The sequence below is a fragment of the Bacillus sp. ISL-18 genome (assembly GCF_018613415.1).
Classification (GTDB): domain Bacteria; phylum Bacillota; class Bacilli; order Bacillales; family Cytobacillaceae; genus Neobacillus.
The window spans coordinates 154,543-166,693 of record NZ_JAGGQG010000013.1 but is presented as its reverse complement, the minus strand read 5'-3'; the positions used below and the strand labels follow the sequence as shown (position 1 = coordinate 166,693).

Annotated in this window: 10 protein-coding genes, 1 rRNA gene, 1 pseudogene and 1 riboswitch; of the genes and pseudogenes, 5 read left to right on the top strand and 7 right to left on the bottom strand. The window is 40.5% G+C overall.

All coding sequences use genetic code 11. The features are described from left to right. From J7E81_RS20640 to J7E81_RS20620, 5 genes are all read right to left on the bottom strand, one after another. Positions 1-120: ribosomal RNA gene (locus tag J7E81_RS20640) — 16S ribosomal RNA — on the bottom strand; the annotation flags it as partial. A 378-nt stretch (positions 121-498) separates the two neighbouring features. Continuing rightward, positions 499-1,893 (bottom strand): sensor histidine kinase, encoded by a 1,395-nt coding sequence (locus J7E81_RS20635; protein WP_251028771.1) that lies wholly within the window; start codon positions 1,891-1,893, stop codon positions 499-501. Then, a complete protein-coding gene (locus J7E81_RS20630; protein ID WP_215045324.1) occupies positions 1,883-2,557 on the bottom strand; it encodes a response regulator transcription factor in 675 nt (224 codons plus the stop codon). Before J7E81_RS20630 ends, J7E81_RS20635 begins: the two co-directional genes overlap by 11 nt. 256 nt (positions 2,558-2,813) lie before the next feature. Further along, entirely contained in the window at positions 2,814-3,368 is a 555-nt protein-coding gene (locus J7E81_RS20625; protein WP_215045323.1) for a PepSY-associated TM helix domain-containing protein, read from the bottom strand. 28 nt (positions 3,369-3,396) lie between these two features. After that, the gene (locus J7E81_RS20620) at positions 3,397-4,383 is read right to left on the bottom strand and encodes an efflux RND transporter periplasmic adaptor subunit (protein WP_215045322.1); all 987 of its coding nucleotides are present in this window, start codon (positions 4,381-4,383) and stop codon (positions 3,397-3,399) included. A 615-nt stretch (positions 4,384-4,998) separates the two neighbouring features. On the opposite strand from J7E81_RS20620, the gene J7E81_RS20615 reads away from it, so the two are divergent. The 4 genes from J7E81_RS20615 (at position 4,999) to J7E81_RS20600 (ending at position 9,490) form a co-directional block, all read left to right on the top strand. Further along, complete coding sequence (locus tag J7E81_RS20615) at positions 4,999-5,691, top strand: response regulator transcription factor (RefSeq protein ID WP_215045321.1); 693 nt, start codon at positions 4,999-5,001, stop codon at positions 5,689-5,691. Continuing rightward, positions 5,688-6,692, top strand: a complete 1,005-nt coding sequence (locus J7E81_RS20610; protein WP_215045320.1) for a sensor histidine kinase — start codon at positions 5,688-5,690, stop codon at positions 6,690-6,692. The genes J7E81_RS20615 and J7E81_RS20610 overlap by 4 nt, the downstream gene beginning before the upstream one ends. Positions 6,693-6,792: 100 nt before the next feature. Continuing rightward, positions 6,793-7,554: an ABC transporter ATP-binding protein gene (locus J7E81_RS20605; RefSeq protein ID WP_215045319.1), complete on the top strand. Its 762-nt coding sequence runs from the start codon at positions 6,793-6,795 to the stop codon at positions 7,552-7,554. Continuing rightward, the gene (locus J7E81_RS20600) at positions 7,544-9,490 is read left to right on the top strand and encodes an ABC transporter permease (protein ID WP_215045318.1); all 1,947 of its coding nucleotides are present in this window, start codon (positions 7,544-7,546) and stop codon (positions 9,488-9,490) included. Before J7E81_RS20605 ends, J7E81_RS20600 begins: the two co-directional genes overlap by 11 nt. 88 nt (positions 9,491-9,578) lie before the next feature. On the opposite strand, the gene queF is transcribed toward J7E81_RS20600, so the two are convergent. Together queF and J7E81_RS20590 are read right to left on the bottom strand one after the other, a co-directional pair. Continuing rightward, positions 9,579-10,079 carry a preQ(1) synthase gene (gene queF, locus J7E81_RS20595; protein WP_215045317.1) on the bottom strand — a complete coding sequence of 167 codons (501 nt, stop codon included), beginning with the start codon at positions 10,077-10,079 and terminating at the stop codon, positions 9,579-9,581. Between the two features lie 123 nt (positions 10,080-10,202). Beyond that, positions 10,203-10,249: riboswitch (PreQ1 riboswitch) on the bottom strand. 115 nt (positions 10,250-10,364) lie between these two features. Then, positions 10,365-10,733, bottom strand: a complete 369-nt coding sequence (locus tag J7E81_RS20590) for a winged helix-turn-helix transcriptional regulator (RefSeq protein WP_215045316.1) — start codon at positions 10,731-10,733, stop codon at positions 10,365-10,367. A gap of 208 nt (positions 10,734-10,941) precedes the next feature. Between J7E81_RS20590 and J7E81_RS20585 the strand changes: the two are divergent. Beyond that, positions 10,942-12,149 (top strand): annotated as a pseudogene (locus tag J7E81_RS20585) (MFS transporter). Positions 12,150-12,151: the final 2 nt, after the last annotated feature.

The window sequence follows — 12,151 nt, the reverse complement described above, 5'->3', positions numbered from 1 at the left end:
CGTGTTACTCACCCGTCCGCCGCTAATCTTCCAGAACAAGTTCTGAAAGATTCGCTCGACTTGCATGTATTAGGCACGCCGCCAGCGTTCGTCCTGAGCCAGGATCAAACTCTCCATGAAAGTTGATTTAGCTCATTTTGTTACGTTGGCTCATGTTCATCCTATATAATAGAAGAAACATGATAATTTATTGTTTGTTGACGTTTTTGTTTGTTTAGTTTTCAAAGAACAATTAGTGACAGGATATTATCATATCACTTCGTTAGCTAGGATGTCAATAATTATTTTAAAATAATTTTTTTGTCCTGCTCAACGAGTATTAATACTATCAGATTCATTTGATCTTGTCAACATCTGATAATTATTTTTTCAATGAGTAGTTTGCCGATTGCGGCATCCCCTCATCAGGATTACTATGTTACTATCCTATCAAAAGGAAGTCAACAACTATTTAACAATTTTTTAAAAAGGCATTTTTCGTAAACAAAACCTGATTACTTAAACGTAATCAGGCAGCCTAACCATAAACGTAGTTCCCTTTCCCATTTGACTTGTTACTTGTATCGTTCCTTTATGTGTTTCGACAATCCATTTTGCAATTGATAGTCCAAGTCCATGGCCTCCTATTTGGCGGGATCGGGATTTATCCGCCCGATAAAAGCGTTCAAAAATTTTGTGATAATCCTCTTTCTTAATCCCTATCCCTGTATCTTGAACGATAATTCTTATTTCTCGCCCTTCTTTGAGGAGGTTCAGTTTTACTTTTCCTCCATCTGGCGTATATTTTATACCATTGTCCAAAAGGATATAAATCAACTGAGATATCCTTTGAGGATCTCCTATAACAGTTGCAGCAGCAGGGGCAGATAACTCCAGCTCAATCTGTTTGCGGGCTGCAATCGGATGTAATGATTCGATTGCTTTTTCAGCTAAAGGCTTTAAATCAAACACTTCTGTTTTTAGCTCATTAGTATTGGAATCTGAGCGTGCGAGGGTTAAAAGATCGCTGACTAGGTTGGTCATCCGCTTGACTTCTTCCCTCATATTTGCAAGTAGTTTACCTGTCATCTCATCCTTTTGAGTATCAACTGTCATTTCCATCGCATCAATAGACGATAGCAAGACACTTAGAGGTGTCCTTAATTCATGGGATGCATCCCCCACAAATTCTCGCTGCCTTTTAAAAGCAGATCTAATCGGAACCATCGCTCGTTTAGACATACGCAAGCTAATGTATATGGCAACTCCCACAAAAACAATCCCCAGCACAACAAGAATCACCAGAACCCAGTGAAATAACCGATAAGCAAATGAGACATCTTTACCTATATAAATTTGGCCGATAAATTGACCTTTGTAATAAACTTCATGGCTGGCAATCATCATATGGATATCCTGAGATTCATCAGGTGCATGGAATTGTGCTCGTCCTCTAGATGGTTTCTGATCCATGCGTATCATTTCATTTTGAATATCCTGTTGATTAGATATATGTTTATTTATGAGTGAGAGGAATTGCTGCCGTAAGCGGGGATTGGCCTCGCTGCCCACTACTACTTTCTCGGTACTATCCATTACATAGTAGAAGGATTGATCTACTCCAGCAAAAGCCAACTCTTGATTTTGGATTCCTCTAATGTCTCTTTGGTCATTCCTGCTTAACAAGTTCTCAATGTAACTCGCTTCCTGTGAGACCAAGGTCCGAAGATCCCGTTCCTGTGTATTGAGAATGACAAAATAAAGAACCGAATAAACAACAAGAATAAACAAAAAGAGAAATAGCATGATAAGTCCACTAAAATTTCTTGTTAACCGGTTTTGCGTATTTCTAAAAACATCTTGATCCCCGAGATTCAATAGGAAGTCAAAGAAGGAAAAAAAATTACGTTTCAAATTTATAACCCACCCCTCTTATACTTTGAAGTTTATTTTGTTTACTGATTAAGGATAGTTTTTTACGAATTAATTTAACGGTTGCATCAATGGTCTTCATCGTCACATCTGTTTCAAGACCCCAGACGCGCTCATAAATTAGCTCACGCGGCAGGACTTGTCCTTTATTTTTCATCAGTAAATCTACTAGTTGAAATTCTCGGGGACTAAACTGGATTTCGATGTCTTCAAACCGAACCATATGGCTGGCCCGTTTAAGAACTAGACCATCTATCTCCGTCTCTTCTTCTACAATTGGTGCATAATTTCGGCGGGATAGGGCGCGCAGTCTAGCTAATAGTTCATCAAATTCAAAAGGTTTAACAAGATAATCATCGGCACCGGAGTCAAGACCTTCAATCCGGTCTTGGACGGTATCTTTGGCAGTCAGCATTAAGATGGCACCTGAATAACCTTGTTTTCTTAAACGTTTGCAAATATCGACACCGTCTCCATTTGGCATCATCCAGTCCATTATGACCACATCATAATGGGCAGAGGTTGCATAGTAGAAGGCGTCATCCCCTTCCTTAACCCATTCTACATTGCAATTTCCTTTCTTTTTCAACATATATACCATTAAATCACCTAGGCGATTATCATCTTCTGCTAATAGGACATTCATCAATAACGAGCTCCTTTTTTCCGCATTTGTCTATATGTATCCTAAGGAAGATAGCTTAAGTTTGCCTTAACACCTCGCTCATAGCTGGTTTACTCCCCTTGAGAAACCTTTCATCTGGAGCTGTTTTTCATGAATGGATTTTCTATGATTGTAGTTGTGATTGGTGAAAGTTTAATGAAAAGAGGTCGTTCACTTCCTTTTTTCAAAAAAAGAGCACCACCCATTTTTCTGGGATGGTACTCTCTTCATGACACTCCTAGGCAATTTCTCTTTCCATCTTCAACCTTTTCCTTTTTCTATCTGCACCAATCACCTTTAAGGAAAGGTAGATTCCTGATCCAGTTAAGAAAATCATTGCGATGGCTGTCAGGTCTATTAGCCATTTAATATTAGTCGTTCCAATTCTTCCTTCGTGAAGTCCTTTAATCGTACTCATGAATGAACCTGATTGGGAACCTTTTGTTCCAAAGCCATTTTGTCCGCCTGGGCCAGGAAACTGCCCATTTGAATTACTCTGTGTGCTTCCGCTGGTTTGATTATTAGTTGTACCATTCGTTTGAGATGTTGTTCCAGACGGAGATTGAGTTTGGCCTGATGCTTGTGTTTGACCTGTTGCTTGGTTTGAATTTGTAGTCGTGCCTTGCTGTTGCCCTGGCATCATGCCTGGCTGAAAATTACCTCGTTGTTCTGTTTGTGATGACTGACCAATCAGCCACGGCTCATTCATGAGCAGACCTGTAATTGATTCCATCAAGATAAATATCGAACAGATTAACCCGATCCATAAATGTGCTTTTCTAGTTTTTTTCATAAAATACACTCCTGTTTGTTTCAGTTTTTTAGTTGCCAGACTTTCCACTTGTCGTTCCTTGTCCACTTCGCTGCATATTGCCGCTCGGCATTTGACCCATTCCGCCTTGCATGCCGCCCATACCTTGCATCATTCCGCCTTGTTGGTTCGTTGATGAACTACTTGATGATAGCTGTGGCAATTCGACCGTTTCACCTTCTGTTACACCTTCAGTGATCTCAACATATTCGTCGGTAGAAATACCAGTTTTAACAGTTTTTTGTTGTCCTGACGCAGTAGTGGAGCTATCAGTGCTTGTACCTGTCGAATCGACAATTACGTATTTTTCATTATTGTTTGTGTAGATAGCATCAGCGGGTACATATATTGCATCTGCTTTACTTGCTGTTAATATAGTTGCTTCTGTACTCATTCCAACTTTTAGGTTGGTTGGTTTTTCAATATGAATGGTAACAGCAAAGGTTGATGAACCATTTGTTGAGGTTCCTTCTTCCGCAACGGCAGTAACTTTCCCTGTGTAAGTTGCATCAGGGTAAGCACTAACTGATAATGTTACGGTTTGACCCACTTTTACCTTAGGAATGTCTAATTCATCGACTTGAACGATTGTTTGCAAATCGTTGTAATTGGTTAGGTGTGCGACCACCATGCCTTTGTTGATCCGGTCTCCTGAGGCAACCGACACCGTAGTAATCGTTCCAGCAGTTGGCGCAGTAATTGGATCGCTGTCATCCGTAAAGGTTACTAATGATTCTCCTGCAGTCACGGTATCTCCTGCAGAAACTAACACTTCGTCGATCTCGTTATTATCATCTGTTGCTTTTATATCTTCTGTGGTTACTGGTTCAACTGTTCCCGAACCGCTAATCGTCACTTCTAACTTCCCTTTTTGGACAGTAGCTGTTCGAACCTGTGCAGCAGTGCTTGTACTAGCACTGCTTCTGGAGTGAAACCATTGATAGCCGACATACCCAACAACTAGTACACTAATCAGTATCCAAATCCACTTTTTCATTTATCTAGACTCCTTTGATCATGGAACAGTCCGGACCCGCTCCAAACATTTTTTAATTCATGAGCCTATTATCATGTGCCTCCCTTAACTTATCCTTAATTAAAATAAGAAAAGCGCAAGCGCCCTGGTCAGCGGCGTATGGCCTCCTCGGAAAAGCTATCGCTTTTCCTTCGTGCGATTGCTTATGCTATCGAAGCGTTCCTTATGGAGTGCTCCAACTGAGATAAAGGAAAGTCGAAAAGCGGAGGCGCCTTGATCAGGGGCGACAGGCATAAGACGAGCCGGCGAGAAGGCTGCTCTTTAGCCTTCTTGACGGATTGGCTTATGACCCCGAGCCCCTAGGCGCTGGAGCTGGACAACACGAAGAGCGACAGCGATTCGATGTTGACTTATCGTAGGGCGGAGCGCGAAGGACACCAGCCGCTAGGGCGCTGGAGCTGGACAATTTTCAAAGTGGATTTTATACTTTCTTAATCTTAAAAAAAGTGCCTGACACCAATAAATGGTTTAGGATAGTGTTAATGTCGCTAATGGTGACAGGCACCAACTTATAGCACGGAAAAAGGATATATTATACAATTGACGTAAGATATGTTAAGTACGGCGGTGAATTTATTGTTTAAGTTATTATTAATCGAAGATGATCAAGCGCTTTTTAATGAAATAAAGGACCGGCTTATGGGCTGGTCTTATGATGTGTATGGGATAAGTGATTTCAACCTGGTGATGCAGGAGTTTACGAGAGTTAAACCTGACTTAGTTATTATTGATATTCAGCTTCCGAAATTTGACGGCTTTCATTGGTGCAGGATGATTCGCTCCCATTCGAATGTTCCAATTTTATTCCTCTCGTCGCGCGACCATCCGACAGACATGGTGATGTCCATGCAGCTTGGTGCGGATGATTTCATTCAAAAGCCGTTCCATTTTGATGTGCTGATTGCCAAAATTCAAGCAATCCTCAGGCGCGTCTATAATTACAATCATGAACAAATAACCCTAAAAACCTGGCAGGCTGCAACGATTGATGTTGAAAAAAATACAGTCAGCAGCGAGGCTGGTACGGTTGAACTCACAAAAAACGAGATGTTTATATTAAAAAAGCTGATTGAACAAAAGAATAAAATTGTCAGCCGTGAAGAATTAATCAAAAGCTTGTGGGATGATGAGCGGTTTGTCAGCGATAACACGTTAACGGTCAATGTAAACAGGCTTAGGAAAAAGCTGGACGAGCTTAATCTCGGACAATTTATTGAAACAAAGGTTGGCCAAGGATACATGGCAATTGAAGAGGCGCAAACAATATGATTAAAACTTTTTTAAAAGAAAGAAGAAGCTGGATTGTTCTTTTTGTATGTTTACAGCTTTTAGTCCTCTTTGCAGGCTATATTGATTCCGCTATACACTTTATGCCCCTTCTCTATATTGTTTTTTTATCCACGCTTATCTTTGTGATCTTTTTGTGCTTTCGCTTCCATAAGGAAACGAAATTTTATGCAGCCTTAGCGGAATGGGAAAACAATCTTGATTTAACCAATATAGCCGAGGCGGAAAGTCCGTTTGAAAAAATTATTGAGGAAAGTATTGTGAACCAAACTCTGCTGTTGAAACAAAAGGTTTCGAACAATGTGGTGTCTGTGGAGCAGGAAAAAGATGAGCTTTTAGCTTGGATTCATGAAGTCAAAACACCTTTGACAGCGATGCATTTAATGATTGACCGTTTAGAAGAAAGTCCATTAAAAGCACAGCTAGCTCTAGAATGGCTGCGAATCCATCTGCTGCTTGATTCACAGCTTCATCAAAAGCGCCTGCCCTTTATGGAGAATGATCTATATATAGAAGAGACTGACTTAAAAACCTTACTTTTTAAAGAAATTAAAACACTGCAAACCTGGTGTATGCAAAAAGGGATCGGATTTGAAGTGGAGGTAGAAGCCGCGTCTGTCTTAACGGATGCCAAGTGGCTTGCCTTTATGATCCGCCAGTTGTTAACAAACGCTGTGAAATACAGCTCGGCATCGGATATTGTTATACGAAGTTTAATGGAGGATGACCGAACGAAGCTAATGGTTCAGGATTTTGGGCGCGGAATTGACCCAAAAGACCTGCCGCGGATTTTCGATAAGGGCTTTACCTCAACAACCGCTCACCATGACAACGCCTCTACCGGCATGGGTTTATATTTAACCAAGAAAATTTCAGAGTCTCTATTGATTCATATCGATGTCCTATCAGAACCTGGAGTTGGAACCATATTCACGTTAACCTTTCCACGAAGAAATGAATTCGGAGCGATTTTAGGCATGTGACAAAAATGTCACATGCTTTGTTGTTTTGTTCGGATATTCGAAGGAGAAGTGAACCGTCAGATTTTATAATTGGATTATAGAAATAAAGGAGCGTGTTGTTATGAGTATTTTAACAGCTAATAAAATTCATAAGAGCTATGGTAATAAGCTGAATAAACAAGCGGTTTTAAAAGGGATCGATATTACCGTTGAAAAAGGGGAATTTGTGAGTATCATGGGGGCCTCCGGGTCCGGGAAAACCACACTTCTCAATGTACTGTCCTCAATTGATAAGGTCAGCGGCGGAACAATTACTATTGAAGGCAAAGAAATGACGGCCATGAAGGAAAAGCAGCTTGCTGAGTTTCGCAAGCAGCATCTTGGGTTTATTTTTCAAGATTATAATCTATTAGATACGTTAACAGTTAAAGAAAATATTCTATTACCATTATCGATTACGAAGGTTTCTAAAAGAGAGGCGGATGAGCGATTCAATCAGGTTGCAACGGAGTTAGGAATCATGGAGATTAAAGATAAATACCCAAATGAGATCTCCGGCGGACAAAAACAGCGAACGTCGGCGGCCCGTGCATTCATCCACGAACCAAGTATTATTTTCGCGGATGAGCCAACAGGAGCGCTCGACTCGAAATCTGCATCTGATCTGTTAAACAAACTTAGTGAATTAAATCAAAACCGGACGGCCACGATTGTGATGGTGACACATGATCCCGTTGCGGCCAGCTTCAGCGGCAAAGTGATTTTTATAAAAGACGGGCAGATTTATACCCAATTAAATAAAGGGGACCAATCCCGGCAGGATTTTTTTAAGGATATCATGAAAACCCAAGGCGTGCTAGGCGGTGTGCCATATGAGCGTTAATCAGCTTATCTTTCGAAACTTGAAAAAAAATCTAAAAAACTACTATCTTTATGTGTTTGCACTCATCTTTAGCGTTGCCCTTTATTTTTCGTTTGTCACGCTGCAATATGATCCGTCCATGAATGAAACAAAGGATTCCATTAAAGGGGCGGCTGCCATCCGGACAGGCAGCGTTCTCCTGGTGGCCATTGTCTCCATCTTTTTGCTATATGCGAATAATTTCTTTATTAAGCGGCGAAGCAAAGAAATTGGATTATTTCAATTGATCGGGATGACAAAAGCTCGGATTTTCAGCATCCTAAGCGCCGAGAATTTTATTCTCTATTTTGGTTCGATGTTGGTTGGGATCTTTATCGGTTTTTCTATATCTCGGTTAATTATTATGATTTTATTTAAAATTACCAAGGTGGATGCAATTGCCCGCTTACATTTTTCTTCCCAGGCTTTGGTCCAGACTATCATTGTATTCAGTGTCATCTATCTCCTGATTATGCTGATGAATTATTTTTTTATTAAGCGGCAAAGCATTCTATCGCTCTTTAGGGTCGTTTCCTCAACGGAGGAAAAAGTGAAAGGAATGTCTATCTGGGAAATTCTTATGGGGATTTTCGGATTGCTTTCAATTATTTCCGGCTACTATATTTCATCGAAGTTATTTACTGGCGATTATACCACGATGACAGAATTGTTTTTGGCGATGATTTATATTTTGGGCAGCGTCATTATCGGCACTTACCTGTTTTATAAAGGATCGGTTAGTTTTATTTTTAATATCGTCCGGAAAAAGAAGGATGGCTATTTAACCATTAATCAGGTATTATCCTTGTCATCAATTATGTTTCGGATGAAGTCAAATGCCCTGTTACTAACTGTGATTACCACAATATCCGCTCTTGCAATTGGGCTATTGTCTTTGAGCTATATCTCCTATTATTCTGCCGAAAAGATGGCTGAAAACGATACAGCGGGTGATTTCGCCATAACCAATGCAGAAGATGCTGATAAATTTAAAAAGGCGTTGGCTGCAAAGGATTTTGATTTTGATGAAAAGAGGATTGAAGTACTCCAGGTGTCCGCCAATTTAAAGAACATTTTGAATACTAACCTGGAAGGCATGATGGTGGATCCTAGTGAGATGACCCTTCCGATGATTAGTGAACGGGCTGTGAAAGATATTGATGTGGCCACGGGTGAGACCATTTTTACCGGTTATAATGATTTGCTCCAGAAGTTTATGAGTTTAAAAGATAGCGGCCGAATCGAATTAAAGGGACAAACGGAAACGATTCCGCTCCGCTACTTAGGATTAAAGAAAGATTTTGTGATTTCCGGATATTTTACAAACGGCGGTCAGCCAATTGCGATTGTGGACGAATCCGTATTTGAACGATTGAAAAAGGATCTAAATCCTTCTATTCAAAAGAAGACTTCTCTTTTTGTTGGGTTTAGGTTGAAGGATGAGAGTCAGCTCGAAAAAGCCAATCAAGTCTATCAAGATTTATCCTTTAACGAGAATGACCTTTATTCGTCTCGTTTGGAGATCAGTAATACTCAGAAAAAAAATATGGGATTGATTATGTTTATTGTTGGCTTTTTGGGTTTAACCTTTCTGATCACGTCTGGATGCATTTTGTATTTTAAACAGATGGGTGAGAGTGAAGAGGAGAAGCCGAACTATACGATCCTGCGGAAGCTTGGTTTCACAGAAGGTGATTTATTGAAGGGAATTCAAGCTAAGCAGCTATTTAACTTTGGAATTCCGTTAGTGATTGGATTGCTGCACAGTTATTTTGCCGTCCAATCCGGCTGGTTTCTTTTCGGCAGCGAAGTTTGGACCCCGATGATACTAGTGATGGTCCTCTATACTAGCCTCTACTCCATCTTTGGAATCCTATCTGTGCTCTATTACAAAAAAGTAATCAAAGCAGCATTATAAAACGAAGTGGGAAAATATAAAACAAAGCAGCCGTGTTCCACGGCTGCTTTGTTTGTGGTGCCTTTTTGGTGCCTGTCACCATTTCTTTTTATCGATTATCTACCTTTTCTGGGTAAAGGTCATGGTTCATTAACCGGTAGGTGGCCATTTCTTCGTATTTGGTGCCTGGTTTTCCGTAGTTGCACCATGGGTCAATGGAGATTCCGCCGCGTGGCGTAAATTTGCCCCATACTTCAATATAGCGCGGGTCGAGCAGTTTAATTAGATCATTCATGATGATATTTACACAGTCTTCATGGAAATCTCCGTGGTTCCTAAAACTGAAAAGGTATAACTTCAACGACTTACTTTCCACAATTTTTTTATCCGGAACATATGAAATATACATTGTTGCGAAATCCGGCTGGCGTGTCAGCGGACACAAGCTAGTAAATTCAGGGCAATTAAATTTTACAAAATAATCCCGTTCTGGATGGAGATTGTCCACTGCCTCCAAAACCTCTGGTGCATATTCAAATGAATAAGTAGTTCCTTGATTACCTAATAGTGTTAAATCCTTTAATCCTTCTTCGTGGCTGCGGCCAGACATAAAAAAACCCCCTATAAAAATGTGTCCCCACACTTTATAAGAGAGTTTCAGCTGAATGATCCTATAACTAATGGGATAAAAAACAAAAAGCCACGTCCGGATATGGACATGGCAGAAAGTCATGTATCCATAGTTTTTTATAGAGGGTATCAGCTATGAACCTCTCCCGTTCAAGTACGGGTATTCTCTTCTCTATATAATAGAGAATGGGCCCGAAAACGTCAAACAGAAAATTTAGGTAAACCAATTCTAACGTTTCAATTCCCCCTCGGGAGAAGCATGTTCCTACTTTAAATGATTGTTTAATACATTCTCTTCTAATACTGACAAATCACCATACACTCTGGTGATATGGTTGGCTCCCCAGGCACAAAGGGAATCCAAGATTCCTTCCAAGCTCTGGCCATATTCACTGAGCTCATATTCCACCTTGGGCGGTACTTGATTATATACAATCCGGTTAATAACGCCGTCTTCCTCTAATTCTCGTAACTGCTGCGTTAACATCTTTTGGGTAATATCCGGCATCAGGCGTTTTAATTCACTTGTCCGTTTCTTTCCATGTGTTAAATGGCAAAGAATGACACATTTCCATTTTCCCCCGATGACCTCTAGTGTTGCCTCAACGGATATATTGTACTTCTGTTTTCTCATCATCCAGTCCTCCGTTTTCATAGGCACCCATAAGTGCCTACCGCACTTTTTAGTGTCTATATCACTTTAAAGTGCGTACTTTTCCTTTATACTCCTATGTCCCATAATAACATTTGCCGGTTGAAATATCACATTTTGATTCTTTTTTATAGAATTGCTTTTAGCCAATCATTCATGCAATAAAACTACTTTTAGGAGGAAAATAGAAATGACCTTAGATAAAAAAAGAAGTACATTCGCACTATTGGCATTAGCGGTAAGTGCCTTTGCCATTGGTACAACGGAGTTTATCAGTGTTGGGCTTCTGCCGCTTATAGCAAAAGATTTACAAATATCAGTTACAACTGCCGGCTTAACTGTTTCTTTATATGCCTTGGGAGTAATGTTCGGAGCTCCTATCCTCACATCGCTCACTTCAAGGATGTCACGTAAAACCTTATTACTTTGGATCATGATTGTTTTTATTATCGGCAATGGGCTGGCAGCAAGCGCAACAAACATTGTGATTTTATTGGCGGCCCGAGTGATATCGGCCTTTTCACATGGTTGTCGATTGGTTCCACCATCGCTGCAGATTTGGTCCCGGAGAATCGAAGAGCCAGTGCGATATCGATTATGTTTTCAGGCCTTACGGTGGCAACCGTTACTGGTGTCCCATTTGGAACCTTCATTGGCCAGCAATTCGGCTGGAGAATGGCGTTTGTTATTATCGTCGCAGTTGGCGTAATTGCCTTCTTTGCGAACAGTATCCTTGTTCCGTCTGATTTACGAAAAGCGGTCCAAACAACGTTCCGCGACCAATTCAAAGTAATAACCAACAGTCGGCTTTTACTGCTATTTGGTATAACTGCATTAGGATATGGCGGAACTTTTGTAGTCTTTACGTACCTATCGCCTATTTTGCAAGATATAACAGGCTTTAAGGAAAGTACTGTTGCTGTGATTTTGCTTGTTTATGGGGTCGCGATTGCCATCGGAAATATGGTGGGCGGCAAACTGTCTAACCAAAATCCCATTAAGGCGTTGTTTTATATGTTTATCGTCCAGGCTGTTGTATTATTTATTTTGCTCTTTACGGCACCTTTTAAGATTGCAGGATTAATTACGATTTTTTTCATGGGCTTATTGGCTTTTATGAATGTGCCTGGATTACAAGTTTACGTGGTTATGTTAGCAGAGCGGTTTGTGCCGACTGCAGTTGATGTTGCATCAGCGATTAATATCGCTGCCTTTAATGCTGGAATTGCTATTGGATCCTTCTTTGGGGGTGTCATTACCGACTCCATTGGATTAATTCACACCTCTTGGATTGGAGCATTAATGGTCTTAGGAGCGGTCATTCTTACAGGCTGGAGCCGAGGCCTTGAAAAGAAAGACCGTGAGGAATCGGGTAATAAGGCTTTAAAAGTGGTTTAGCT

Coding starts and splice junctions, on each gene's coding strand:
- J7E81_RS20630 (WP_215045324.1), bottom strand. CDS start 2,557: ATGAATGTCCTATTAGCAGAAGATGATAATCGCCTAGGTGATTTAATG.
- J7E81_RS20625 (WP_215045323.1), bottom strand. CDS start 3,368: ATGAAAAAAACTAGAAAAGCACATTTATGGATCGGGTTAATCTGTTCG.
- J7E81_RS20620 (WP_215045322.1), bottom strand. CDS start 4,383: ATGAAAAAGTGGATTTGGATACTGATTAGTGTACTAGTTGTTGGGTAT.
- J7E81_RS20610 (WP_215045320.1), top strand. CDS start 5,688: ATGATTAAAACTTTTTTAAAAGAAAGAAGAAGCTGGATTGTTCTTTTT.
- J7E81_RS20605 (WP_215045319.1), top strand. CDS start 6,793: ATGAGTATTTTAACAGCTAATAAAATTCATAAGAGCTATGGTAATAAG.
- J7E81_RS20600 (WP_215045318.1), top strand. CDS start 7,544: ATGAGCGTTAATCAGCTTATCTTTCGAAACTTGAAAAAAAATCTAAAA.
- queF (WP_215045317.1), bottom strand. CDS start 10,079: ATGTCTGGCCGCAGCCACGAAGAAGGATTAAAGGATTTAACACTATTA.
- J7E81_RS20590 (WP_215045316.1), bottom strand. CDS start 10,733: ATGAGAAAACAGAAGTACAATATATCCGTTGAGGCAACACTAGAGGTC.